This is a genomic window from Niveispirillum sp. FG148 (assembly GCF_057809655.1).
In genome coordinates, this window is sequence record NZ_JBMDKJ010000035.1 from 1 (window position 1) to 26,170 (window position 26,170).

Here is a 26,170-nt window from a genome sequence, read left to right on the forward strand (position 1 = left end):
ACTCGCCTGATAAGCGAGAGGTCGGTGGTTCGATTCCACCCGCGCCCACCATCCCGTCGGAAAGCCAAACCGCGTAGATACGAAAAAGCCGGCCTTCGGGGCCGGCTTTTCGCGTTTCAGACTGTGATACCCTGTCCCGGTGATCGGAACCGATCACCGGACTTCAATCGCCAGCGCCGCCGGCTCGGCTACGCCGCATGTGCGGTACGGCGGCAGTCTCGCCGCCATACCCACTCCCGATGCGGCCGGCCTCATCGGGAATGGGTATGGCGACCGGGTCAGGCCCGATAGACATTTGCCCGGCGCAGACGCAGCGCCACCGTCTGGCCCGGCGTCAGCGGCGTGGTGGTGGCGTGCCGGTCCAGGATGGCCTCCACCGTCCGCCCGTCCAGCAGCAGGTCCAGGCGAAGCTGCGGCCCCACAGGCTGGACCAGCCGGATGGTGGCAGAAAGGGTGCCGGGACCATGGCCGTCGGCTAGGTCGATTTCATGCGCGCGGATATAGGCCGTCGCGGGGCCGGCGGGCGGCAGTGCGTTCGACACCGGCACACGCACTCCGCCGATCAGGGCCGCCCCGTCGGACACGGTGCAGTCCAGCCGCGTGCCGCCCCCCAGGAAATCGCAGACGAAGGCCGAGGCGGGGTGGTCATAGACCTCCGCCGGGGTGCCCACCTGTTCGATCCGGCCCTTGTTCAGGATGGCGACACGGTCAGCCAGCTCCAGCGCCTCCTCCTGGTCGTGGGTGACGAAGACGGTGGTGACACCCATGCCCTTGTGGATATCACGCAGCCAGCGGCGCAGCTCCTTGCGCACCTTGGCGTCAAGCGCCCCGAACGGTTCATCCAGCAGCAGCACGCGCGGTTCGGTGGCCAGGGCGCGGGCCAGGGCCACACGCTGGCGCTGGCCGCCCGACAGCTGGTTGGGATAGCGGCCGGCCAGCGGCCGCAACTGCACCAGCTCCAGCAGGTCGTGAACGCGGGTGCGGATGGCCTCTTCCGTCATGCGCGGCTTGCGCCGCGCGACGCGCAGCCCGAAGGCCACATTTTCGAACACGCTCATGTGCCGGAACAGGGCGTAGTGCTGAAAGACGAAGCCGACGCGGCGGGCATGCGGCTCCGACACGGTCGCATCCTCGCCTTCGATCAGCAGTTTGCCCTCGTCGGCATAGTCCAGACCGCCGATCATGCGCAGCAGCGTGGTCTTGCCCGACCCCGACGGCCCCAGCAGGGCCATCAGCTCACCGGACTGGATGTCCAGGTCGATGCCATCCACGGCCGCGAAGCCGCCGAAGCGCTTGGTCAGTTTCTCAATGGTGATGCTCATGGGTCTGTTCCCGTCAATGCCGGCGCGCGGCAGCGGCCAGTTCGGCGCCGTGACGCCATTCCAGCACGGACTTCGCGATCAGCGTCACCAGGGCCAGGATGGCCAGAAGCGAGGCGACGGCGAAGGCGGCGACGAAATTATATTCGTTGTACAGAATCTCGACATGCAGGGGCATGGTGTTGGTCTCGCCCCTGATATGGCCGGACACCACGCTGACGGCGCCGAATTCGCCCATGGCGCGGGCATTGCACAACAATACGCCATAGAGCAGGCCCCAGCGGATGTTGGGCAGGGTGACACGGCGGAAGGTTTGCCAGCCGCTGGCGCCCAGCGTGATGGCCGCCTCCTCCTCCTCCACACCCTGGGCCTGCATCAGCGGGATCAGTTCGCGGGCCACGAACGGGAAGGTGATGAACATGGTGGCCAGCACCAGGCCCGGTACGGCAAAGACGATCTGGATGCCATGGTCGCGCAGGAAGGGGCCGATCACGCCATGCGCGCCGAACAGCAGCACATAGACCAGACCCGAAATGACCGGGCTGACGGAGAAGGGCAGGTCGATCAGGGTCAGCAGCAGCGATTTGCCCGGGAATTTATGCTTGGAGATGGCCCAGGCGGCGGCGATGCCGAACACGATATTCACCGGCACGGCGATGACGGCCACGGTCATGGTCAGCCGGATGGCGGCCAGCGCGTCCGGTTCGACCAGGGCTTCCAGATAGGTGCCGACGCCGCGCCGCAGCCCTTCCGTGAACACGGCGGCCAGTGGCAGCAGGATGAAAAAGCCCAGGAAACCCAGGGCGGCGACCATGATCAGCGCCTTGACCCAGAGCGGTTCGGCCAGCGTCACGCGCGATCGGGGGGAAGAGGAATGTCCGGCCATGTCAAACCCCCGCCCAGCGGCGTGACCAGCGCTGCAACAGGTTGATGACCAGCAGCAGCACGAAGGACAGGATCAGCATGGCGATGCCGACCGATGCCGCCCCGGCGTAATTGAACTGTTCCAGCTTGATCACGATCAGCAGCGGCGCGATTTCCGACACCATGGGCATATTGCCGGCGATGAAGATGACCGATCCATATTCGCCCACCGCGCGGGCCAGCGCCAGGGCGAAGCCCGTCAGCAGGGCCGGCGTGATGACGGGCAGGATGACGCGGCTGAAGGTTTCAAAGCGCGTGGCGCCCAGACACGCCGCCGCCTCCTCCAGCTCCGTATCCAGTTCCTCCAGCACGGGCTGGACGGTGCGCACGACAAAGGGCAGGCCGATGAAGGTCAAGGCAACGACGATGCCCAGCTGCGTATAGGCGACCTTGATGCCCAGCGGCACCAGGAACTGCCCCACCCAGCCATTGGGTGCGTAGAGGGAGGTGAGCGCGATGCCGGCCACGGCGGTCGGCAGGGCGAAGGGAAGATCGACAATGGCGTCGACCACCCGCTTGCCCGGAAAATCGTAGCGCACCAGCATCCAGGCCACGGCCAGGCCAAACAGCACATTGATGGCGGCCGCCACGAAGGCTGCCCCGAAGGACAGGCGCAGGGCTGCCAGCACGCGCGGCTCGGTCACCTGGGTGATGAAGCCGGAAATGCCGATATCCCAGGGGCGCAGCAGCAGGGCGGCCAGCGGGATCAGCACGACTAGGGTCAGATGGGTCAGGGTGATGCCCATCGTCAGCCCGAATCCGGGAATGATGCTGCGCGGACGCCGACCCAGGAAGGGAAGGATGGACCGGGCGCTCATGGCAAAGCCCCCCTGGCGGCGGACGCGCGGGAGGATGGAAGGTGTTTCAGCAAACGCAAGACGTCGTTCCTGCCCAAGTCAACCCCTCCGACAAGGACGCCCCGTCGGCCGGGGGATCGGCCGACGGGAGTGGAGAGGTAGGGTAATGCAGTTGCCCGCCGGTTACAAAGGCGCGCAAGCGGGGTTGGCCTGAATTTACTGGCCGGGCTTGTAGATCTGGTCGAACACGCCGCCATCGGCAAAGTGCGTCTTCTGCGCCACGGCCCAGCCGCCAAACCTCGTGATGTCGAACAGGGCCAGCTTGGGAAAGCGGTCGGCATATTTCTGGGCCAGCTGCGGCAGGCGCGGCCGGTAGTAATTCTTGGCCACCAGTTCCTGACCTTCCGGCGTGTAGAGATAGGTCAGATAGGCCTCGGCAATCTTGCGGGTGCCCTTGCGGTCGACATTCTTGTCCAGCACGGCCACCGGCGGCTCGGCCAGGATGGAGACGGACGGGACCACGATTTCCAGCTTGTCGGCACCCAGCTCGTCGATGGCCAGGAACGCCTCATTCTCCCAGGCCAGCAGGACATCGCCGATGCCGCGCTGCACGAAGGTGGTGGTGGATCCGCGGGCACCGGTATCCAGCACCGGCACATTCTTATAGAGCTTGGTGACGAACTCCTTGCCCGCCTCCTCGCTTCCGCCTGTCTTCTCGGCCGCGTAGCCCCAGGCAGCCAGATAGTTCCAACGTGCCCCGCCCGACGTCTTCGGATTGGGGGTGATGACCTGGATGCCGGGCTTGATCAGGTCATCCCAGTCCTTCACCCCCTTGGGGTTTCCCTTGCGGACGAGGAACACGATCGTGCTGGTGTAGGGTGTGGAATTATAGGGCAGCTTGGCCTGCCAATCCTTGGACAGCAGGCCCGAATGTTCCGCGATGGCGTCAATATCGGACGCCAGGGCCAATGTCACCACATCGGCATTCAGACCGTCGATCACCGAACGCGCCTGCTTGCCCGATCCGCCATGCGATGCCTTGATCTCCACCACTTCGCCGGTCTGTTCCTTCCAGTGCCTGGCGAAGGCCTCGTTATACTCCTTATAGAGTTCACGGGTCGGGTCGTAGGACACGTTCAGAATCTGGCCGGAGCCCCAGACGGGCGTCACGGCCAGGGTGGCCAGGGCGGCGGTGGTGAAGGCGACGCGTTTGAACCATTTCATGGTGGTCACTTCCTTCCAATTTTGGGCAGTGGCAGCCACGAAACGGGTTCGTGGCGCTTTAGCGTTTGGTGACGCGGCGCAAGCTGCGCGATCAAATTGCCGCGGCCGTCGGTCAATTCCTACCGGCGACATGGACTTTCAGCTACAATGAATTCACTGTCAATAAGGAAATTATTACGGCCCCGATGTGTTAAATAAGTACTGCGATGGAGAGTGGTCGAAATGCCGTTCAAGGCTATCGCAATCCCTTGCGTTCTAAGGCCTTATGAAAATGAAACGCGCTGCGATCCGGCCGAATGGAGAGGGAAATCCAGTACGGCCGCGAACCTGACATGGGTCAGATAGGGTCTCGGCCAGGACCATGTCGGGGCTCTATTGCTGTCTATCGACGGCATAATCACGGGAAAGCACTGTGAATTAGCCGCCGCGCTGCCAGACCTTGGTGACCAGGAAGTTCTTGGCCAGGAACTGGTAGGTCTTTTTCAGCCGCCCCTCGGTTTCCGGCTCCTTGTCGATGTCATGGCCGTCCCAGGTGTCGATTATGTCATCCCAGAGCATGAGCGACGTGTGAAGCTCATCACGCATGCGGCGAATGAAGGCAACCTGCGCATCGAAGGTGCGCAGCATGGCCATGACCTCGGAAGTCTGGGCGTCAACCTGATCGAAAATATCATCGAAATTGGCGATCGGGGTCTTGGCCAGCGCCTGCATGCGGGCGACATCCGCAACGATCTGTCCATCGCCTTTGAAGGTGCGCTTGGCCTGATTGACCTTCGACATGATCTTCTGGACCTGCCCATAGCGATCGCGCAGCGCCTCGATATAGGATAGTTCACGGGCCAGATAGTCGACCTTGTCCACCATCTCCTGCTTGCGATCCTCAGGCAGGCCGAACTGTTTGGCCAGCTTGGCAAACGCCTCCTGAGCTTTCTGCTTGGTCTGCGGATCCTCGACGATCTGTTCCAGCTTGTAGCGGTCGGTGATCATCTCCTCCCGCCCCGTGATCCAGGAGACAAGCTGCAGGGTCAACCGGCCGCGGGCGATGGTCAGGTGCTTCTCATCAACGCGCCAGGAGGCCGAGCCATCCAGCAATTCACGGGGGATGCTGTCGCCGGGCCGGATCTCCTTGACGTATTTCAGCCCCTTCTCGACGGTACTCAACAGGCGCGCATCGTCGCTCTTGTCATCGATCTGGAAGCTTTCGCGCAGGGTCCGGAAAGGGATCTTGCCCCAGACATCGCCCAGATTGACATTGAAGACCGGGTCGTTGTTGTCCTTCGACAGCGCGAAATAACCGCCTGGCAGAGAGAAGACCTTGCTGGTGAACAGGAAATGGGTGCTCGGGCTGCCTTCCCGATTGTCCGGACCCTGGCCTTCCGTCTCGGAAATGTTGTTCGCAATATCCGACGCCATACTGGCTGGCCTGTCCCTTGGTTTTCCGGGGTGGGATTATAGCGGAAACACGCCCCATGGCGACATACAGGATATCATCTTAAGAAGATATTGACGCTGCACGCGGCTGTATGGCTGCAACGAAAGATGGGCGCTGCCGGCGTTTCCGTTGAAACTCAGTCACCCATCATCTTGGCGCTCTTGATCGCATCGCGCAGCAACACGCCTTTGCGCAGGATATTGTCGACGATACGGCCCTGGACCAGGCTGATACCGGCCTTTTCCGCGAACATCAGGCCGGCGACGGAACCACAGCGGGCCAGGATGAACCGGCAATTGCTCTGTGCACGGATCTTCTCAGCGAAGACCTCGTACTCGTGGTCCGACATCATCTCCATCTCGTCGGTCCAGAAGATCTTGGCGTAGTCGCACGCCATATATTCCAGGTCCATGTGTGTGACCCAGAAATCGTTCAGTCCGTCGATGCAGATCTGGTAACCCTTGGAGGAGGCGAAATCCACCACCTCTTTGTAGGTGTCGATATTCTCCACCAGATCGGCCTTGTTGATCTCCAGCACGACATTGCCACGCAGATCGGCCGTCAGCCGCTCATCGAACTTCACGAACGACGCCGACATGATGGTCGACAGGTTCAGGTTCATGCCGATTCGGCGGCCGCGCAGGAAGTCGACACCGTAATTCAGTGCCTTCAGCACGGAATTGTCGAGATTGGCGGTGAAATAGCTGAAAAGCCACTTGTTGGCGGTGATGTCGTAGTTGGGCGACAACCGCTCTTCCAGGGCCTTGATGGCGATATACAGCTCGAAATATTCGAACTCGTTCTGGTCGGCGTTCTGGATGTTGACGACCGGCTGGTTCAGCATGAAGGGCGACAGGTCGAACATCTGCACGGCGCGTTCGATCTTGCCCAGTTCCTCCAGCGTGATCGGTGGCTTCGTCTCTGCCTTGGCGGCATCGGCATTGGCTTCGCGCCCCAGCCCTTCGATGAAGCGGATGACGTTCACGAAGTTCAGCGACAATTCCATGATCGAATAGAGGCTGTCTTCCCCGTAGGGATTGCGCTTCGTCATGGATGTGCGCGACAGCATCAGCTTTTCGATCTTGGAACATACATCCGAGATCAGGGAGAACTTGATACCCTTGTAGAGGACGATGACGTCGTCGTTGGACAGGGAAAAAAGCTGCAGATAGGCCGACTGGTCCGCCGTCTCCTGCATCGCGCGCTTGATGGAGATCAGATCAAGCTGGCTCTTGTCCTTCAGCAGCGACATGTGCAGGTGGATCAGACGCAGGCCCTGTACCTCGCGCTTGGCGCTCTGCAGCAGGGTCAGAAGTTTCTGGTCGTCATATTCCGGCTTTTCATTCATCGCGTTGGCAGACGAACGCTCGCCGGGCTTGACCCGGACCCAATCGCGTTTCGGTGCATTTGGCTGGCGATTCATGAAATTGCCCTTGCGCCCTTCTTCAGGCCGTTTCCCCCGGCCGCTGCCTGTTTACCATAAAATGATGGGTCGTCTGTGCCTTTCTGCCAACGGCTACATCCGAAAGGCATAAGGGCAACGCTTGCACCATCGGAGAAGTATACAAAATTTTATCTATCTCTCCTATGGTCATTTTCCAGCCAAGTGCATTTGGCCGCAAGATGACCGGGCGCATATAACGCCAATGATACGACGCTGCCGGCGCTGGCCGTCCGCATTGGCATTTTCTTTAGATATTTCAGGGGGGATGGCTGGGGCGCCAGGATTCGAACCTGGGAATGGCGGTACCAAAAACCGCTGCCTTACCGCTTGGCGACGCCCCAACACCGGCCCGGATCATCGGGCGGCGCGCACCATAGTCAAAATCAATCCCGCACGCAACAGCATCAATGAACGGAAATCGCGGCTGGACCTTCCGGCTGCGCTGGCACTCACACTCTTTCGTGTTAGTCTGCGCGACACCCCCCAACCCCTTGTGGTGGAGAAAGCCGGACAGGGTCCGGAAAGCCAGCATGTCGTCATCCAAGCGTCCATTGCCCCGTCCCCGAATCGCCTCTCTTCTGCTGTCGGCGTTGCTGCTGGCTGTGGCCAACCCGCCGCATGCCGCCTGGGCGGAGCCGGTCAAGAAGCCGACCGTTACCAAGCCCACGGTGAAAAAGCCATCGACCGCCGTCACGGCGCCCCGGGCACCGGCGAAACCGACCCTGTCGAAGTCCCGCTCGAAGGCGCCCGTCGTGGCGGGTGCCGCAGCCGGTGCGGCGGCCCTGGCGCTGGGAACCAGTGTGGCCCCGGCGCTGCCGGCTGCGGCACCGCCGGAACAACGTGAGCTGGAAGCCAAGGCGCGACAGGGCGATATCGAGGCCCAGATGGGCCTGGCCGAGGCGCTGACGTCCGAAACGCCGACCAACCCACAGGATATCCGGCGCGCCGTCTACTGGTACGGTCAGGCGGCAGCCAAGGGCGACGCGGATGCGTGCTGGACCCTGGCCGAACTGTTTCGCGGCGACCTGGGCATTCCGGAGGATATGGAGCAGGCAGCTGTCTGGTACACCAAGGCCGCGCAACTGGGCCATGCTGAAGCCGCTTTCGACCTGGGCCTGCTCTACACCGAAGGCGACGGGGTGGAGCGCAATACCGGCCTGGCCGCACGCTGGTTCGAACTGGCGGCCGATGCCGGCATTGCCCGCGCCCTGTTCATGCTGGGCACGCTTTACGAACAGGGTGTCGACGGCGCCCCTGACCTGGATGCCGCGCGGGCCTGGTACCGGCGGGCGCGGGACAGTGGCGATGCCGCCGCCGGGCAGGCCCTGCGTCGCCTGGATGCCGGCGGCCGCAATGTCGAGGTGGCCGAAGGTCCGCCGGCCGGCATGCTGGGCGGTCCGCCGGGCAGCGCCGTCGCCCGCCGGTCCAAGGCCCAGGCCTCGGGACAGTTGCCCGCCGATGATGCGGATGACGAGGCGGAGGAGGGCGGGGCTGTCCGTCAGGCCGGTGCCGCCGCACCGATGGTCAGCGGTGCCGCCGCCGGTGCCCGGCCAGTGGCCAGCGCGGCACCTGTACCGGTGGATCAGGCCGGCGTTCGGGAAATCCAGGCACGGCTGATCAAGCTGGGCCTGCATCGCGGCAAGCCTGACGGGTTCCTGGGCAAACGCACCGTGGCGGCCATCCGGGCTTATCAGAAGTCGGTGGGTCTGCCCGTCGACGGCAAGGCCAGCCAGGCGCTGCTGAAGCGCCTTCGCCAGGGCTGAGAGCGGGACCGATACCGGGGCGGGGAAGGTGGGGTGGGCGCCGGGCCCCCCCCCGGCTTAATATTGTTTGAACCGGTCCAGCAGCCGGTCGATATAGTCGCGCTCCGCCTTGGGCCGGTTCTGCTCGCCCGCCCGGCGGCGCAGTTCCTCCAGGATTTCCCGCGCGCGCTGCATGTCGGCCCCGGCCGGGATCTTCACTTCTTCGCCGTTCAGGGTGCCGTTGCCTTGCAGGGGGCGGCCCAGCGGGTCGCGGCCCTGCTGCCGGCCCGACTGGGTCCGCTGGCCGCCGGCCTGTCCGGGGTTGGCGCGGGCCATCTGTTCCTGCATCGACTTCATGGTCTGCTGGATCTGCTCCAGCGCCTCCCCCTGTGCGGCCACGGCCTGATCGGGAGCACCGTCCTGCAGGGCTTCGGTGGCCTGCTTCATCGCGCGCTCGGCCCGCCCCAGGGGGCGGGGGATCTCCCCGCCGATTTCGCCCAGCCGGCGCATGATGTCGCCCAGTTCGCCACGCAGTTCCTCCTGCGTTGCGGCCAGGGGGGCCGTGTCCTTGTTGGCGCCCTTGCCGGGCTGGGCCTGGCCATCTCCGGGGCGGCGGCCCTGCCGGTGGGGGGCGGACAGGCCCGGCAACTGGTTAGGCGGCAGCTCCTCGGCATTGCCGGCCTGTTCCTGCTGTTGCTGGAACGTGTCATCCATCAATTGCTGCTGCTGCTTCTGCAGCTCCCGCAGCTTCTGTGTCAGTTCCGCCAGGGCCTGGCCCTGCTGGTTGGCCTTTTCATCGGTGGGCTGCGGCTGGCCGTTCTGCAAATTCTCCATCATCTGCTGAAGCTGCGACAGCATCTGGCGGGCGGCTTCCTGGTTGCCGGACTGGGCCAGATCCCGCATCTGGCGGACCAGATCCTCCACCTCCTCCCGGGTCATGGTCTGGCTGTTCGGGTCGGCCGGACCGGGCTGCTGCTGCGATTGCGGGCCCTGCGGCTGCTGGGCGGCCTGCTGTTCCAGCGCATCCATGAATTCGCGCATGGCCTGTTCCAGGCGCTGCATGGCGCGGTCCACTTCCTCCGCCGGGGCGTTACGGTCCAGCGCCTCCATCAGCGCCTTCTGCGCATCGCGCAGTTCCCGTTCCGCCAGCGACAGGTTGCCATCTTCGATCCGCAGCGCCACGTCCCACAGCATGGCAACGGTCGTTGCCACGGTGTCGGAGGCACTGTTCAGCATCAGCCGGCCGATGGCGCTGCGCAGGGCCAGAAAGGCCACCGGGTCGCCGCCATAGCTGTCCAGCTTCACCGACAGGTCGTTCAGCGCGCGCGCCACCAGCGGCCGCACGGCGTCCCCCATCAGGATCAATTGCTTGCGCTGGTTGATGATGGCCTTGGCCACCGGATGGGTGAAGGGTCGTTCGGGCAGAACCATGGCCTTTTCCGCCGACAGCGAGGTCTGCCCGGCCCCATCCTGCGCGCGCAGGCGGATGGTCACGGGGAAGCCGGCCCAGGGATGGCCGCTCAGGTCATGGAAGCTGATGGCCGACACTTCCCGCTTGTTCCTGGCGGGCACGGGCAGAGTCAGGTCGATGGGGCTGCGGTCGATGGCGGCCGGGGTGTCGATGGAAAGCGTCACCGTGGCCGTCACGGCATGGATGCCGTAATCGTCGGCGCCCGTGTAATCGATGCGCACGGCGTGGCGTTCCGTCGCTTCCGGCGGGGTACGGAAGGCGATGCCCGGCGGCTGGTCGGGCACCAGCTTCACGGGCCAGGACGCCACCTCGCGCCCCGCCTGACGCACTGAAACGCCATCCCCTTCGGTCAGGGCCAGTTCCAGTTGATAGCCGCCGCCGACCACGGGCTGGAATTCCGTATCCCCGCCATTGGCGCGCAGGTGCGGCGTGCCGAACCCACCGTCAAGCCGCACCACCAGCTTGGTGCCGGCCGGCAGGAAAATGGTGTCATCCGTCTTGTCCGCCGACTCTGCCGCGGGCTTCGGGCGCGTCAGGAACACGGGCGGCTGTCCGGTATAATCGGGCGGCGCGGCCCAGGCTTCCAGCCGCGATGGGGTCAGCAGCCCGCCCATGCCCAGCGGCGGGAAAAGCGCGCCTGCCGTGCGCCCGCCCAGGTCGCCCCAGCCGACCGTCGCCCCCACCACCATCAGCAGTGCCGCCGCCACGCGCAGGGCCCAGGGGTCACGGGCGGGCAGGTCGCTGTCGGGTCCGGACAGGCGCAACTGCGCCGCCTGACGTCGGGCGCGTTCCTGCGCCAGCCGCCACAGCGCATGGGCCAGCGGATCACCAGCCCCGCCGGCGATCCCATCCTGCAACTGCGCCAGCGGGCGATGTTGCAGATGGCTGTCGCGTTCCAGGCGGCGGCGCGCCTGATCGTCGGTCGGCGGCGTGAACCCCTTCCAGCCGCGCCAGCCCAGCCAGCCGATGGCCCCCAGCGCAGCCAGCAGCAGCGGTGTGTGCAGCCAGATGGAGAGATGAATGAACAGGCCCGCCCAGGCGGCGGCCAGGAACGTGCCCAGCAGGGACAGTGGCTGCCAGAAGGCGCGCCACAATCCCTCCCACCACAGCAGGGCGCGGGCCGCCAGCAGGGGGCGGCTGCCGCTGTCGCCCGGCACGTCCGTCCGGGTTGCCGGCAGGGCACGGGTCGCGCCCGGCCGATACCGGTCCATCAGACCCCGCAGACGCACCGCCAGCGGCCGCGCCACCGCACGGGCGGCGGGGCGGGGGGCAGAGGGGCGGCGCGGGGTGGTACGGGACATCGGGATGGTCAATCCTGGTGAAGGGCCGCGCAAGCCTACCCCGCTTTCACCTGTTACGGGGAGAGCCAATCGGGCATGGATTCCAATGTCAGGCTATCCTCGAAGCTCGGGCGGCGACGCACCACCTCGAACCGGCTGCCAGACACCAGCACCTCGGCCACCAGGGGACGGGAATTATATGTCGAAGACATGGCGGCGCCATAGGCCCCGGCCGTCAGGAAGGCCAGCAGGTCGCCGGGTGCCACGGGCGGCATGGGCCGCAGGCGGGCGAAGGTGTCGCCCGTCTCGCACACGGGTCCCACGATGTCGGCATCGGCCAGCATGGCATCGGCCGCAGGCTCCGTCACGGGGATGATCGTATGCCATGCCTCATACATGGCCGGGCGGACCAGATCGTTCATGGCGGCATCCAGGATCAGGAAGCGGCGGTGCAGCCCTTCCTTCACGAAGATGGTGCGCGCGAGCAGCAGGCCGGATGCGGCCACCAGCGACCGGCCCGGTTCCAGCGTGACATGGCAGCCCAGGTCCCCCACCGTTTCCGCGATGGCCTTGGCATAGGCGGGATAATCGGGGGCGGCATCTTCGGGCTTGTAGGGCACGCCCAGGCCACCGCCCAGGTCGATGCGCGTCAGCGGCACGCCGCCGGCCTTCAGGTCGCGCACCAGCCCCGCCAGCTTGCCGAATGCCTTGCGAAATGGCGTGGTCTTCAGCAATTGCGAGCCGATATGGACGGCGATGCCCACGGGGTTGATGCCGGGCAGTTCCAGGGCGCGGGCATAGGCGGGGCCGGCATGGGCGAAATCGATGCCGAACTTGTCCTCCTTGCGGCCCGTGGCGATCTTGCCGTGGGTTTCGGCATCCACATCCGGGTTGATGCGGATGGCGATGGGGGCCACCACCCCCAGTTCCACCGCGACGGAAGACAGGACTTCCAGTTCCGGCAGGCTTTCCACATTGATCTGGTGGATGCCGGCCTTCAGCGCGGCCGCCAGTTCATCACGCGTCTTGCCCACGCCGGAAAAGACGATCTTGTCGGCCGGGATGCCGGCGGCCAGCGCGCGCCGCATCTCCCCCACCGACACCACGTCGCCGCCGGCGCCCAGTTGGGCCAGGGTGCGGATGATTGCCAGATTGGAATTGGCCTTCAGCGCGTAGCAGATGGTGACATCCTGGCCGGCAAAGGCATCGGCATAGGCGCGCCAGGCGGCCGTCAGCCCCTCTGTCGTATAGACATAGGTCGGCGTGCCCACGGCGGCGGCGATGGCGGACAGGGCCACCCCTTCGGCATGCAGTTCGCCGTCGGTATAATGGAAGCCGGGAACGGGGAAGCAGGTCATTATTGGGGCTTCTCAGTCGAAGGGGAGGCGGGCTTCGGATCGGTATCCGGGTTGGGATAGGTCTTCGGCGGCGGGCTGCCCGGGGGCGCCTTGGGGAAGTGCGGTTTCATCCCGCAGCCGGCCAGGGCCAGCAGGGCGACGAACAGGGCGGCTTTGCGCATGGCGGCTCTCCTCTGCGGGGCGGTCATCACAGGAACCGCGCCTTGGCGGCTTCCACCGCTTCACGCACGCGGGACGGCGCCGTGCCGCCGAAGCTGGTACGGCTGTTCACCGATGCTTCCAGGGTCAGCACGGCATAGACGGCGTCGGTGATGCCGGGATGCACTTCCTGCATCCTCACCAGCGGCACCTCGGCCAGACCGGTCCCGGCATTTTCCGCCAGCTTCACGATACGGCCCGTGATGTGGTGGGCATCGCGGAACGGCACGCCCAGGCTGCGGACCAGCCAGTCGGCCAGATCGGTGGCCGTGGGGAAGCCCGCCTCCACCGCGCGGCGCATGCTGGCCGGGTCTGGCGTCATGTCGCGGATCATGCCGGTGGTGGCGGCCAGACACAGGGCCAGCGTCTCATCGGCCATGAACACCGGCTCCTTGTCCTCCTGCATATCCTTGGAATAGGCCAGGGGCAGACCCTTCATCACGATCAGCAGCCCGTTCAGGGCGCCGATGACGCGGCCGACCTTGGCGCGCACCAGTTCGGCGGCATCCGGATTGCGCTTCTGCGGCATGATGGAACTGCCGGTGGTGAAGGCATCGGTCAGGCGGATGAACCGGAACTGGCTGGTACACCAGATCACGATCTCTTCGGCCAGACGCGACAGGTGGGTGCCGCAGATGCTGGCCGTGGCCAGATAATCCAGCGCGAAATCACGATCGGACACGGCGTCCAGCGAATTGGCCGTGGGCCGGTCGAAGCCCAGTGCCGCCGACGTCGCCGCGCGGTCGATGGGATAGGGGGTGCCGGCCAGGGCGGCAGAGCCCAGCGGGCATTCGTTCAGCCGGGCGCGGGCGTCGCGCACGCGGGCGCGGTCACGGCCCAGCATTTCCACATAGGCCAGCAGATGGTGGCCGAAGGTCACGGGCTGGGCCGTCTGCAAATGGGTGAAGCCCGGCATGATCAGGTCCGGAAACTGCTCCGCCCGGTCGATCAGGGCCGCCTGCAAGGCCTTCAGGTCGCCATCCAGCCGGTCGAACGCATCGCGCACCCACAGCTTGAAATCGGTCGCCACCTGGTCGTTGCGCGAACGGGCCGTGTGCAGGCGGCCGGCCGGCTCCCCGATGATCTCCTTCAGGCGGGATTCCACATTCATGTGGATATCCTCATTCTCCACCGTGAAGGTGAAGCGCCCCTCGCGGATTTCGCTGGCCACCTGGTCCAGCCCGGCCAGGATGGCGTCGCGGTCGGCCACCGTGATGATGCCCTGGGCCGCCAGCATGGTGGCATGCGCCTTCGACCCGGCAATATCCTGCGCCCACAGCTTCTGATCAAAGCCGATGGAGGCGTTGATCTGCTGCATGATGGCGGCGGGACCGCTGGCGAATCGCCCGCCCCACAGCGCGTTGGCGTCGTTTGCGGTGGCGGCGGCGGGCTTCTGGCTGTCGGTCATCGTCGTTTACGTCGCTTTGCAGGGTTGACGGCGGGGCCGTCGGACACGAACTCTGTCGCCAGCCGAACTTTCACGCGCGGCTGACCGGTTCCTGAAGAGGGCAGAATGGCGATTTTCCGACGTATCGCAACAATCGTGGCCGTAGGTACAGCAATTCTCGTAACGGGGGGCTGCGGCCAGAAGACGGAAAGTTCCGCGCCCGCCGCGCCGACGGCCACCGCCATGCCCGTTTTCCAGGGGGAGGCGCGGCCCTTCGTGGCCAACCCCGACCGTCCGGCCCTGCCGCCCCTGACCATCACGGATAAGGATGGTCAGCCCGTCGATCTGGCCGCCTTCAAGGGCAAGGCCCTGCTGATCAATCTCTGGGCCACCTGGTGTGCTCCCTGCATCCGCGAAATGCCGGCGCTGGACCGGTTGCAGGCCGACATGGGCGGGGACAAGTTCCAGGTCCTCGCCATCTCTGTCGACCGCGGCGGGCTGAACGAGGTCGGGCCCTTCTTTGAAAAGGCCGGCATCAAGTCCCTGCCGATATATCTGGACCAGAAGATGACCAGCATGAAGGCCTTCCCCCTGAAGGAAGGTCTGCCGCTCTCCATCCTGGTCGATGCGGACGGGCGGGAGATCGGCCGCCTGGCGGGTGCCGCCCATTGGGACGGGGCCGAGGCCAAGGCGCTGATCGGCTGGGCGATGCGGTGATGTGATCCGCTCAGTGTGTCTGGGTTGCCAGTGCCTCCACGGCCTGGCGGACCAGCGGCTTGACATCGGCGGCCGGCAGGCGGGCCAAGGTCTGCAGGTCGTGCGTCCGCGCCACCTCCTGTGCAACCAGATAGCCCAGATAATAGCCACGCCGCAGCGGCAGGTCGCCGCTGTGACGACTGCTGCTGAACAGCTCCCCATAGATGCCTTCGTCGGTGCTATCCAGCTTTGCCCGCAGGTCGGACCAGGCTTCCGTCAGCCTCTTTCGCGTCTGGGCAGCACTGTTGTCGGGAAAGCTCAACAGCAGCTCGTCGTCAGAAGAACCGGGGTTCAATGTCGCGGCAACGTGAACGGCCAGACCCTCTGTCCACAAGGCGCACCACAGCTCGTCGCAGGGACCCAGGGCAGGTTCGTGCAGTACGTGGAACAGTTCGTGATGAAAGAAGGGTGCTTCACTGCGGAAGTTCTGATGGACCCGGGCCATGACGTCGGCACCGAAGATCAGGTACCGCTGCCCGTCATAGTTCCGGGTGCCGCCATCCATCTGGCCCAGTGAATGCAGTAGGTAGATCTCGCTGGTGGGGGCGAAGTCGGGAAAGGTCCGGTGGAAGCTGGAAAGATATCCCGACAACCTGCTGTCGAACATGGTCAACTGCCCGATATAGGCTTCCCGGATTGTCGGAAACCGTTCGATGGCATTGGCAATGGCTTTGTCGAAGCGTGCCTGTGCCTTTTCCGGATCGTCCCCCTTCGGCTCATAGAAGGCAGGGAACTGCGCGCCGACCTGCCGCTTGAACGCCGCGACACGCTGGTCCAGTGGCAGCTTCTCCGTCCGTTCCATGAAGGACACGAATTCCCAGCCCAGATTGCGAACCTGAAGGTCTGCGGCGGGTGCCGCTGTCGCGCATCCCCCGGCAACCAAGATGCCCGCCAGCAATTTTGCCGCCCGCCGCCACACCACGCCCATCCTGACCGCTCCCATCAAAGCCATAGGAGCGGAACTAGCATCAGGGCCTGTAACAATATAGCGATTAAGTGTTACGGCGTGGCCGGTCTGTAACCATCACGCATTTGGCGCTTACGCCGCCAGCCCCCGCGTCCCCAGCGCCGTTTCAGCCTGCGCCACCAAGTCCGCCAAAATCTCGGCCACGGGCTGTTCCTTGGTGACCATGCCCACGGACTGACCGGCCATCAGGGAGCCGTTTTCGACGTCGCCGTCGATGACGGCGCGACGCAGGGCGCCGGCCCAGTAATGTTCGATTTCCAACTGGGCTTCCTTCTGGTCCAGTTCGCCGGCATCGAAGCGCGCGATGACTTCGCGTTGCTTGTCCATGAAGCGCTTGGTGCCTTCATTCTGCAGGGCGCGGACGGGGATGACGGGGAAGCGGCTGTCGAGTGCCACGGACGCTACCGCGTCGCGGGCGCTGCCGCGGATGAAGGCGGCCTTGAAATTCGGATGCGCGCGGCATTCGCTGGCGCAGACGAAGCGGGTGCCGAGCTGAACGCCGGCGGCCCCCATCTCCAGGTAGGACACGATGGCCTCACCCCGGCCGATGCCGCCGGCCACGAACACGGGCACGTCGCGGACCTCTGGCAGTATCTCCTGCGCCAGGACGGAGGTGGAGACGGGGCCGATATGACCGCCGGCCTCGCTGCCCTCGATCACGATGGCGTCGGCCCCGGCGCGGATCAGGCGCTTGGCGATGACCAGGGCCGGGGCGAAGCACATGACCTTGGCCCCGCCATCCTTGGCCGCCTTGATGGCCGTGCCGGGGGGCAGGCCGCCGGCCAGCACGATATGGCCCACCTTCTCCTCCAGACAGACCTGGATCAGTTGATCCAGCTGCGGATGCAGGGTGATCAGGTTGACGCCGAAGGGCCTGGTGGTCAGGGCCTGCGCCGCCCTGATTTCCGCCCGCAGCAGGTCGGGCGACATGGAACCGGATGCGATGACACCGAAACCGCCAGCGTTGGAAATAGCGGCCACCAGATTGGCATCCGACACCCAGGTCATGGCCCCGCCCATGATGGCAAGCTCGGTGCCCAGGAAGTCACGACCACGGGACCAGAGCTGATCCAGGCGTTGGCGGGCGGTCATGCGGGTTGGTTCCTGTCTGTTCGGTTCATGCTTGGGCTTCCAACTACCGTCCGCCGTGACCGGTGGTCAAGGGGCCAGCAAAAGCAAAGCCCGGCCGGAGGGTCCGGCCGGGCTTAAAAGGTCGGCAAGGATAGGCGATCAGGCCTTGTCCAGACCATAGGCCGTGTGCAGGGAGCGCAGCGCCAGTTCGGTATATTCCTCGGCGATCAGCACGGAGACCTTGATCTCGCTGGTGGAGATGACCTGGATATTGATGCCGCGATCGGCCAGGGCCTTGAACATGCGCTGGGCGACACCGGCGTGGGACCGCATGCCGACGCCGATCACCGACACCTTCACGACATTGGCGTCAGAGACCAGGCGGCGATAGTTCAGCGTGTCCTTGGACTTTTCCAGCACCTGCACGGCGCGGTCCAGATCGGCCTTGCCCACGGTGAAGGTCATGTCGGTGGTGCGGCCATCCTCGGACACGTTCTGCACGATCATGTCGACATTGATGGCGGCGTCCGTCAGGGGCCCGAAGATGCGGGCGGCAACGCCCGGCTGGTCTTCCACGCCAATCAGGGTGATCTTCGCCTCGTCCCGGCTATAGGCGATGCCGCTGACCAGTTCCTGTTCCACGATTTCATCCTCGTCCACGACCAGGGTGCCGGGCAGTTCGGAGCCCGCCGCCTGTTCAAAGGTTGACAATACCTGCACCCGCACATGGTGCTTCATGGCCATTTCGACCGACCGCGTCTGCAGGACCTTGGCGCCCAGCGACGCCATTTCCAGCATCTCTTCATACGTGACGCGGTGCAGCTTGCGCGCCGCCTTCACGATGCGGGGATCGGTCGTATAGACGCCGTCGACATCGGTATAGATGTCGCAGCGGTCGGCCTTCAAGGCGGCGGCCAGCGCCACGGCCGACGTGTCGGAACCGCCGCGGCCCAGCGTGGCGATGCGGCCCTTTTCCGTCACGCCCTGGAAACCGGCGACGACGCCGACCACGCCCTGGGACATGTTCTGCGACAGGGTGTCAGTCTCGATCCGCTCGATCCGGGACTTGCCATGCGTCTCGTCGGCGATCAGCGGGATCTGCCAGCCCTGCCAGGAGCGGGCGGGGATGCCGATTTCCTGCAGCGCGATGGCCAGAAGGCCGGACGTCACCTGTTCGCCCGAGGCGACGACGGCGTCATATTCGGCCTGGTCATGCACCTTGGCGATCTGCTTGCAGTAATCGACCAGCTGATTGGTCACGCCCGACATGGCGGAGACGACGACGGCCACCTCATGCCCGGCATCGACCTCCTGTTTCACCTTTTTGGCGACATTCTTGATCCGCTCGATATCGCCGACCGAGGTGCCACCGAATTTCAGGACAAGCCGCGCCATAACGCCATTCCATCAAGGGTCAGGGTAATATTCGCAAAGGCTCCGGTGCCGGAGCGGGCTATCCATAACCCGCGTTTCCGGCCTTCGCAAGGCGCGCCCGTCGCACTGCACCCATGAAGGCATGGCGGCCGGGCACCCGTGCCACATTGACCCCGCGACAGGCCGCCCCAGCTTTGCTATGCCAGATGCCGCCCCAACCCGGGAGAGAGTAGCCATGAACGCCGCGACCGAAACGGCCCCGACCCCGGGCCAGACCCGAACCACCATCGACCCGGCCGAGATCGAGCGGTTCAGCCGCATCGCCGCCGAATGGTGGGACCCCACGGGCAAGTTCCGGCCGCTGCACAAGTTCAACCCCGTGCGGCTGGCCTGGTTGCGCGACACGATCTGCAAGGCCCATGGCCGCGACCCGCTGGCACCCCGTCCATTGGAAGGCCTGCGCATCATTGATGTCGGCTGCGGCGGCGGCCTGCTGTCGGAACCGCTGGCCCGGCTGGGCGCCAGCGTCACCGGCATTGATGCCGCGGAAAAGAATGTGAAGACGGCGGCTACCCATGCGGCGGAAACGGGGGTCGCGATCGATTACCGCACCGCCACGGCCGAAGATCTGGCCCGCGCCGGCGAACAGTTCGACGTGGTGCTGGCCATGGAGATCGTGGAGCATGTCGCCGATGTCGACCTGTTCCTGCGCGCCGTGTCGGCGCTGGCCCGGCCGGGTGGTCTGGTCTTCATGGCGACGCTGAACCGCACGACCAAGAGCTGGCTGTTCGGCATTGTCGCGGCCGAATATGTGCTGCGCTGGCTGCCGCGCGGCACCCATGACTGGAAGCGCTTTCTGAAGCCGTCGGAACTGACGGGCGCCTTACGCCGCGCGGGCGTGGCGGTGCGGGAACTGACGGGCGTCACCTACAACCCCGTCAGCGACAAGTTCAGCCTGGCATCCACGGACCTGGACGTGAATTACATGCTGTGGGGCGTGCGGGAATGAAAAGGGGGGGCTGGTTGCCCGGCCCCCCCCATTCATGCTGATCCTGCGGTGGCCCCGGTCAGGCGGCCATGATCGTCTTCACGAACTGGTCGACCTCGGTGTTCAGCACGACGGACTGACGGGTCACGTCCGACGCCGTGCCTTCCACGGCGCTGGCCGCACCGCCGGTGTTGGCGGCGGCCTGGCTGACGCCCTGCACTGCATCGCAGACGGCCTGGGTACCATTGGCCACTTCTTGCACCGTGCGCGAAATCTCGTTCGTGCTGGCCTGCTGTTCCTCGATGGCGGCGGCGAGAGCGGTCGTGATGGCCCCGATCTTGTCGATCGTATTGGCGATGCGGGCGATGGCGGTGACGGCTGCGGTTGTCTCACGCTGGATATTGGCGACCTGGGAGGTGATATCCTCTGTCGCCCTGCCGGTCTGTGTGGCCAGCGCCTTCACCTCCGACGCTACGACGGCAAAGCCCTTGCCGGCCTCACCGGCGCGCGCCGCCTCAATCGTGGCGTTCAGGGCCAGCAGGTTGGTCTGGGCGGCAATGCCCTGGATCAGGCCCACCACCTCTTCGATGCGGGTAGCGGCGCCCTGCAAACCATCCATGGTGCGGGTGGTTTCGCCGGCATCCTCCACGGCGCTGCGGGCGACATTGCTGGCCTCCACCACCTGACGGGCGATCTCGGCGATGGAGGCATTGATCTCTTCGGTGGCAGCGGCCACGCTCTGCACACCGGCGGCACTTTCGTCCGACGCGTTGGCGACCTGGGCGGCCTGGGCGGCGGCGGCCTGGGCGGCACCGTTCAGGCCGGAAGCGCTGGCGCGCATATCCGTGGCCGATCGGGCCAGTGCGGCCGAAACCTGCCCCAGCTTGGAGGCGAAGTCGGAGGTCAGCCGCTCCAGGCGCTGGCGGCGTTCCTCCTTGGCAGCCTGTTCGGCCTTCTGCTCGGCTTCCAGCCGCTTTGCCTCCAGCAGTCCGCGCTTGAACTGTTCCAGGGCCTGGGCGATCTGCCCGATCTCGTCCTTGCGGTCGGTTTCGGGAACGGTGGCGTGCAGATCGCCGGCGGCCATCTGCCGCACGATGCCGGTCACCGTGCCCAGCGGCAGCGTGACACGGCGCGACACCAGCCACATGGCAAAGCCAACGGAGGCGATGACACCGATGGCGGCGACCAGCAGCAGCGTCAGGCGCATGCTGTTGCCGAAATCGTCCAGATCGGCGATGGCCGTATTCACGGTGGCCACCTGCTTCTGTGACAGCTTGATCATCACGTCGTTGAAGGCCTTGCGGTTGGCCCGGTTGGCATCATTGTCGCCAACAACGCGCGCGGCGGCGGCCCCCTCGGCACGCCCCACATTGATCATGTCGGTGCGAAAGCGGATGAATTCCCGGCCACGGGTGATGGCATCGCGCATTTCCGCCGCGACGGACGCGTCAATCACCGCCTCATAGGCCGTCAGGCGCTGATCCAGAGTATTCAGGCTTTCGGTCATGGACTTGGCGAATTTGTCGACCTCCGCCGCGTCGCGGGCCATGTAGATGCCGCGACTGTCCATGACGACACCATTGATCAGCCCGTTGATCTGTTCGGACAGCACGGCGCGTTTGGCGGACACGCCCATGTTCTCCACTTCGGACTGATAGACGGACATGGCGGACAGGCCCATCACGGCCATTGCGATGGCGATGGCGGCCAGCATGCCCATGGCGAGATTGACCTTCACCCCGATCTTCAAGTCACGCAGCGAAACCATGCGATCCTCCTAACCCGACAGTCGATACCTGTGCCGACTGTGTCTTGACGCTAAAACCGAAGCATAATCCTCAGTCGCGCATATTTGTCAGGTTCGAAGGGTTAGGTTCTGCAGAAGTGGCAGGTGGCTCCGGGCAAAGGTTTGGTCACGCACATTATTCAGCGTGTACGCCGGGTGAAGCGCAGGAACATAGGGCGCCGGCCCGCTTCCAGGGCCTTGGCCTCATAGCGTGTCTGGGGCCAATCTTCCGGACGTTGGCGCCAGTCTTCGGCTGTTCTTGCCATCCATTCGAAATCAGGATGGCGCCAGACATGTTCCAGCATCCAGCGCTGCAACTGCGGATCATCCGAAGCGATACGCAGTTCAGCCCCGTCCTTCAGCACACGGCTCAGGCGCCGCAGGTTATCCGGTCCGATGAAGCGGCGGAAAGCATGCCGTGCCTTGGGCCAGGGGTCGGGGAACAGGACGAAAGCCCGTCCAACCGATGCATCGGGCAGGGCATCCAGAATGGGGCGGGCATCATCGGGTACGACACGGATATTGGTCTGCCCCCCTTCCTCCACATGCTTCAGCAGGGAGGAGACACCGTTGATGAAGGGCTCGCAGCCGATGAAGCCGATATCGGGATGGCGGGCTGCCTGCCAGGCCAGATGCTCGCCGCCGCCGAACCCGACCTCGAACCACAAGTCCTGCCTGGGTGTTGCGAACAGGCTGGCCGGGTCGATGCAGGCACCGGCGGCGGGGGCCGTCAGCTTCATGACCGGCAGCAGCGTCTCCATCACCTCCTGCCGGTGCTTGCGCAGCGGGCGGCCGTGACGGCGGCCATAAAGGACCTTGCGGGGCGGGGCGGTGTCCTCGGACATGGGCATGCTCAGGAACGGAGGGTACAGGTAATGCAAACGGCCCGCCGATGGGCGGGCCGCTGCAACAGGCGGGGTGGGACGCTGGTGACGGCGTCCCGCCGGGATCAGGCGCCGAAAGCCGACTTCAGGTCGGCGACCAGATCGGTCTTTTCCCAGCTGAAGCCACCATCGGCATCCGGCTCGCGGCCGAAATGCCCGTAGGCAGCCGTGCGTGCATAGATGGGGCGGTTCAGCTTCAGATGCTCGCGGATGCCGCGGGGGCTCAGGTTCATCAGCTGGCGCAGCACATCGGACAGCTTGTCCTCGTCCACGCGGCCGGTGCCGGCCGTGTCGATATAAACCGACAGCGGGTGCGACACGCCGATGGCGTAGCTCAGCTGAATGGTGCACTTGTCGGCCAGACCGGCGGCCACGACATTCTTGGCCAGATAGCGCGCGGCATAGGCGGCCGACCGGTCAACCTTCGTCGGATCCTTGCCGGAGAACGCCCCGCCGCCATGGGGGGCGGCACCGCCATAGGTGTCGACGATGATCTTGCGGCCGGTCAGGCCGGCATCGCCATCGGGACCGCCGATGACGAAACGGCCCGTCGGGTTCACATAGAACGCCTCTTCCGGGCACATCCAGCCTTCCGGCAGCACGTTCAGGACGTGGCGGCGAACGGTTTCGCGGATTTCTTCCTGGCTCACGCTTTCGCTGTGCTGGGTCGACAGCACGACCGACGTGGCCCCGACGGGCTTGCCGTCGCGGTACTGCAGGGAGAACTGGCTCTTGGCATCCGGGCCCAGCCAGGGCGTGGCACCGGAATGGCGAACCTCAGCCAGGTTCTTCAGCAGCTTGTGGCTGTAATAGATCGGGGCCGGCATCAGGGCCGGCGTCTCGGTGCAGGCATAGCCGAACATGATGCCCTGGTCGCCGGCACCCTCGTCCTTGTTGCCGGCGGCGTCGACGCCCACAGCAATGTCGGCGGACTGGGCATGCAGGTACACGGACACATCGGCCGTCCCCCAATGGAAGCCCTTCTGCTCGTACCCGATGTCACGGACGGCGGCGCGCGCCACGTCTTCGACCTGCTTCAACAGGTCGCCGGGGCCGCGCACTTCGCCAGCGATGACAATCCGGTTGGTGGTGGCCAACGTTTCGCAAGCGACGCGTGCGTAGGGATCCTGCGCCAGATACAAATCCACGACGGCATCGGAAATCCGGTCACAGACCTTGTCTGGATGGCCTTCGGACACGGACTCGCTGGTAAAAACGTAGTTCGACTTTGCCACTTGCGATCGCCTCGGCTAGCGGGTCGGGGAAACGCGCAAAAAAAACGCGCAGTCCTGACCAATGCCAGAACTGCGCCTTTTTTGCAGTCTTTTCCGGTAAGGTCAAGCACCCCGCCTGGGCGACCCCTCTGTCAGGCGACCGGAAGCAGCGTCATTTCAGTGCTCCCGCCAGTCGTCATGGGCCAGAACCAGCTGACCGCAGGTGCGGCCAGCCAGGTGTTGCCGATCCGGCCCGCCGCCGCAGCTGTCAGGCGGCGTCGGAGGCGCCGGCGACAGCCTTGGTCAGCTCGAAGATGCGCTTGCGCACGCTGGGGTCGGTGATGCGGTAATAGGCGCGCACCAGCTCCAGCGTCTCACGCTTGGCCATCGGGTCGGGCTCCCCTGCCTCCGGCACCGGGGTCGGCGCGGGGTTCGGCATGCCTTCGGGGTTCGGCATGTCATCGAAGAAGAAGGAGACGGGTACATCCAGCACGCGGGACAGGTCGAAAAGACGCGACGCGCCGATGCGGTTGGCCCCGCGCTCATATTTCTGGACCTGCTGGAAGGTCAGGCCGATCGCCTCGCCCAGCTTCTCCTGGCTCATGCCCAGCAGGGTACGGCGCAGGCGGACACGCGTCCCGACATGGACGTCGATGGGATTCGGCTTCCCAAGCTTGGGACGGCCGCCACCACGACGGCCACGAGTTTCGGTTTGCATGCGGACAACCTCCAGATTGGCGTTGACCCGATCCTGCTTCATACCTTTGCATGCAGTCAAGGCCCCGTTCCCTATTCTTCAGTAGTGGAAGCGGTGCCCGTGCGTGATCAAAAGGATAATAACTGCTAACAGATGCTCGTGGCGGCGCCCATCATCTTCAGACGGTGTCGCGGCGGCGGCCCAGCACCAGCGTGATCAAAAACAGCGCAGCCCAGATCATGCCGACGACCTTGTCGCCAAAGTCGGCATACAATGGCACGAAACGTGCCCCCGTTGGTAGGGCAATATCGATGTTTCCGCTACCGCCAAGTGGTAGGGTGCCCCTGACCCGCCCATATGCATCCACAACGCCCGAGATGCCGGTATTCGCCACGCGCACCAGCGGTACCCCTTCCTCCACTGCGCGCACGATGGTGATGGCGAAGTGTTGATGCGGTCCGGCCGTCTGCCCGTACCAGGCGTCGTTCGTCAGGTTCAGCAGCCATGAAGGCCGCTCCGCCGGGGCGCCGTTCGGCATCACGGCACCGGGGAAGATGACCTCGTAACAGATCAGCGGGCTTGCGGCCGGCGCGCCCGGCAGGGGCACGGCGCGCGGGGCCGGGCCGGGCGTGAAATCGGCGCCGGCGGCCACGGCCTTCATTCCCGCGGGCAACAGGCGGCGCAAGGGCAGATACTCCCCGAACGGCACCAGATGGAACTTGTCGAAGCTGGCCGCGACATGGCCGCCCTGGGTCAGTGCGAACAGGGAATTGTGATATAGCGGCTTGCCGTCGGCATCCCGCGACAGGCGGTTGGCCCCGGTGATCAGGGCCCCGCCAGGCGGGGCCACCTGCGTCAGCGCCTGCAGCAGCGGCATCTGGTCAGGGTCGCTGTCATCGGACGACAGCAGGTAGGGGACGGCTGTCTCCGGCCAGATGACATGCGTGACCTCTGACCAGCCGGGAGCCATGGACAGGTCCATGAGGCGGCGCAGGTTCTCCACCTTGGCCTCCTCCTTCCATTTCAGGGTCTGCGGGATGTTGGGCTGGACCAGACGCAGACGCACATCCGCCACGTCCTCCAACCCTTCGCCGGCCATGCGCCAGCCACCCCAGGCAGCCACCAGCGCCAAACCTGCCAAGCCGGCGATCGCCGGTCGAAAGGATTGTTTCGGATCAGAAATGGCTGCCGGCATGGCGGCGGCCAGCACTGTCAGCAGCGACAGGCCATAAATGCCGGTGACCGACGCCATCTGCAGTACCGGCAGCACCGGTACCCAGGCATAGCCGATCAGGTTCCAGGGAAAACCTGTCAATACATGGCCGCGCGCATATTCCACCGCTGTCCAGACCAGGGCCAGAGAGGCCGCCTCCGCCCAGCCCGTCAGGCCGAAGCGTCGGCGCAGCCAGCCATGGGCCAGGGTGCCGGCGCCCAGGAACAGACCCAGAAGCGCCGGCAGGCCCAGCAAGGCGAAGGGCAGCATGAACCAGAACCGGCCGATATCGGTGAACAGGGCCGCACTGATCCAGTAAAGCCCGGTTACGTGATGGCCGATTGCGAAGGCGAAACCGATGGCAAAATCATTCCGCTTCCGGTCTGATCCGCGCAGCAGCCAGATCAGGGCCGGAAAGGTCAGCCAGAGCAGGGGCAGGGCATGGGCCGGCGGCAGGGCCAGGGTGGCGATGGCGCCGACCAGGGCGGCGATACCCAGGCGCTTCCAGCCGCGGGCCTGGACAAACCGCCTGTCCAGGCTGGACAGGCGGGGAAAGGACGGCGGGTTGTTCATGGTCGGGAACGCCCTGGCGGTTGTCGGTGGATGGCGGCCATCCTCCGCATCGGTTGCCGTCAGGGCAAGGG

Annotated in this window: 21 protein-coding genes and 1 tRNA gene; 3 read left to right on the forward strand and 19 right to left on the reverse strand. The window is 65.2% G+C overall.

The window, feature by feature from the left end:
- Nucleotides 1–278: 278 nt before the first annotated feature.
- From ACODTW_RS24475 to ACODTW_RS24505, 7 genes are all read right to left on the reverse strand, one after another.
- Complete coding sequence (locus ACODTW_RS24475) at nt 279–1,322, reverse strand: sulfate/molybdate ABC transporter ATP-binding protein (RefSeq protein WP_488948755.1); 1,044 nt, start codon at nt 1,320–1,322, stop codon at nt 279–281.
- A 13-nt stretch (nt 1,323–1,335) separates the two neighbouring features.
- The gene (gene cysW / locus ACODTW_RS24480) at nt 1,336–2,205 is read right to left on the reverse strand and encodes a sulfate ABC transporter permease subunit CysW (RefSeq protein ID WP_488948756.1); all 870 of its coding nucleotides are present in this window, start codon (nt 2,203–2,205) and stop codon (nt 1,336–1,338) included.
- A gap of 1 nt (nt 2,206) precedes the next feature.
- Nucleotides 2,207–3,061, reverse strand: a complete 855-nt coding sequence (cysT, locus tag ACODTW_RS24485) for a sulfate ABC transporter permease subunit CysT (protein WP_488948757.1) — start codon at nt 3,059–3,061, stop codon at nt 2,207–2,209.
- A 195-nt stretch (nt 3,062–3,256) separates the two neighbouring features.
- A complete protein-coding gene (locus ACODTW_RS24490) occupies nt 3,257–4,264 on the reverse strand; it encodes a sulfate ABC transporter substrate-binding protein (protein WP_488948758.1) in 1,008 nt (335 codons plus the stop codon).
- A gap of 417 nt (nt 4,265–4,681) precedes the next feature.
- The gene (locus tag ACODTW_RS24495) at nt 4,682–5,677 is read right to left on the reverse strand and encodes a hypothetical protein (RefSeq protein WP_488948759.1); all 996 of its coding nucleotides are present in this window, start codon (nt 5,675–5,677) and stop codon (nt 4,682–4,684) included.
- 155 nt (nt 5,678–5,832) lie between these two features.
- Nucleotides 5,833–7,119 carry an EAL domain-containing protein gene (locus ACODTW_RS24500; RefSeq protein ID WP_488948760.1) on the reverse strand — a complete coding sequence of 429 codons (1,287 nt, stop codon included), beginning with the start codon at nt 7,117–7,119 and terminating at the stop codon, nt 5,833–5,835.
- Nucleotides 7,120–7,406: 287 nt separating this feature from the next.
- Nucleotides 7,407–7,481: transfer RNA gene (locus ACODTW_RS24505), tRNA-Gln, on the reverse strand.
- A gap of 189 nt (nt 7,482–7,670) precedes the next feature.
- Here ACODTW_RS24505 and ACODTW_RS24510 point away from each other — a divergent pair.
- Entirely contained in the window at nt 7,671–8,903 is a 1,233-nt protein-coding gene (locus ACODTW_RS24510) for a peptidoglycan-binding protein (RefSeq protein ID WP_488948761.1), read from the forward strand.
- Between the two features lie 57 nt (nt 8,904–8,960).
- On the opposite strand, the gene ACODTW_RS24515 is transcribed toward ACODTW_RS24510, so the two are convergent.
- Genes ACODTW_RS24515 through argH form a run of 4 tightly spaced genes read right to left on the reverse strand, consistent with a single transcriptional unit; the run spans nt 8,961 to nt 14,597 of the window.
- Entirely contained in the window at nt 8,961–11,654 is a 2,694-nt protein-coding gene (locus ACODTW_RS24515; RefSeq protein ID WP_488948762.1) for a TIGR02302 family protein, read from the reverse strand.
- A gap of 53 nt (nt 11,655–11,707) precedes the next feature.
- Nucleotides 11,708–12,991: a diaminopimelate decarboxylase gene (gene lysA / locus ACODTW_RS24520; RefSeq protein WP_488948763.1), complete on the reverse strand. Its 1,284-nt coding sequence runs from the start codon at nt 12,989–12,991 to the stop codon at nt 11,708–11,710.
- The gene (locus ACODTW_RS24525) at nt 12,991–13,152 is read right to left on the reverse strand and encodes a hypothetical protein (RefSeq protein ID WP_488948764.1); all 162 of its coding nucleotides are present in this window, start codon (nt 13,150–13,152) and stop codon (nt 12,991–12,993) included. The genes lysA and ACODTW_RS24525 overlap by 1 nt, the downstream gene beginning before the upstream one ends.
- Nucleotides 13,153–13,178: 26 nt before the next feature.
- Nucleotides 13,179–14,597, reverse strand: a complete 1,419-nt coding sequence (argH, locus tag ACODTW_RS24530; protein ID WP_488948765.1) for an argininosuccinate lyase — start codon at nt 14,595–14,597, stop codon at nt 13,179–13,181.
- A 222-nt stretch (nt 14,598–14,819) separates the two neighbouring features.
- Here argH and ACODTW_RS24535 point away from each other — a divergent pair, with 222 nt between their 5' ends.
- Nucleotides 14,820–15,293 carry a TlpA family protein disulfide reductase gene (locus tag ACODTW_RS24535; RefSeq protein WP_488948766.1) on the forward strand — a complete coding sequence of 158 codons (474 nt, stop codon included), beginning with the start codon at nt 14,820–14,822 and terminating at the stop codon, nt 15,291–15,293.
- A 10-nt stretch (nt 15,294–15,303) separates the two neighbouring features.
- Here the strand turns inward: ACODTW_RS24535 and ACODTW_RS24540 are convergent, their stop codons facing one another.
- From ACODTW_RS24540 to ACODTW_RS24550, 3 genes are all read right to left on the reverse strand, one after another.
- Nucleotides 15,304–16,260, reverse strand: a complete 957-nt coding sequence (locus ACODTW_RS24540; RefSeq protein WP_488948767.1) for a hypothetical protein — start codon at nt 16,258–16,260, stop codon at nt 15,304–15,306.
- A gap of 111 nt (nt 16,261–16,371) precedes the next feature.
- A complete protein-coding gene (locus ACODTW_RS24545) occupies nt 16,372–17,391 on the reverse strand; it encodes an NAD(P)H-dependent flavin oxidoreductase (RefSeq protein ID WP_488948768.1) in 1,020 nt (339 codons plus the stop codon).
- 138 nt (nt 17,392–17,529) lie between these two features.
- Nucleotides 17,530–18,765: an aspartate kinase gene (locus ACODTW_RS24550; RefSeq protein ID WP_488948769.1), complete on the reverse strand. Its 1,236-nt coding sequence runs from the start codon at nt 18,763–18,765 to the stop codon at nt 17,530–17,532.
- Between the two features lie 214 nt (nt 18,766–18,979).
- Between ACODTW_RS24550 and ubiG the strand changes: the two genes are divergently transcribed.
- Nucleotides 18,980–19,753 (forward strand): bifunctional 2-polyprenyl-6-hydroxyphenol methylase/3-demethylubiquinol 3-O-methyltransferase UbiG, encoded by a 774-nt coding sequence (gene ubiG, locus ACODTW_RS24555; protein WP_488948770.1) that lies wholly within the window; start codon nt 18,980–18,982, stop codon nt 19,751–19,753.
- Nucleotides 19,754–19,811: 58 nt separating this feature from the next.
- Here the strand turns inward: ubiG and ACODTW_RS24560 are convergent, their stop codons facing one another.
- The 5 genes from ACODTW_RS24560 to lnt form a co-directional block, all read right to left on the reverse strand.
- Nucleotides 19,812–21,500 (reverse strand): methyl-accepting chemotaxis protein, encoded by a 1,689-nt coding sequence (locus ACODTW_RS24560; protein WP_488948771.1) that lies wholly within the window; start codon nt 21,498–21,500, stop codon nt 19,812–19,814.
- Between the two features lie 158 nt (nt 21,501–21,658).
- Entirely contained in the window at nt 21,659–22,363 is a 705-nt protein-coding gene (trmB, locus tag ACODTW_RS24565; protein WP_488948772.1) for a tRNA (guanine(46)-N(7))-methyltransferase TrmB, read from the reverse strand.
- Nucleotides 22,364–22,467: 104 nt separating this feature from the next.
- The gene (metK, locus tag ACODTW_RS24570) at nt 22,468–23,637 is read right to left on the reverse strand and encodes a methionine adenosyltransferase (protein ID WP_488948773.1); all 1,170 of its coding nucleotides are present in this window, start codon (nt 23,635–23,637) and stop codon (nt 22,468–22,470) included.
- Between the two features lie 247 nt (nt 23,638–23,884).
- Nucleotides 23,885–24,334, reverse strand: a complete 450-nt coding sequence (locus ACODTW_RS24575) for a helix-turn-helix domain-containing protein (protein WP_488948774.1) — start codon at nt 24,332–24,334, stop codon at nt 23,885–23,887.
- A 157-nt stretch (nt 24,335–24,491) separates the two neighbouring features.
- On the reverse strand, nt 24,492–26,099 hold the full coding sequence (lnt, locus tag ACODTW_RS24580) for an apolipoprotein N-acyltransferase (RefSeq protein WP_488948775.1): 1,608 nt from the start codon (nt 26,097–26,099) through the stop codon (nt 24,492–24,494).
- Between the last annotated feature and the right edge of the window lie 71 nt (nt 26,100–26,170).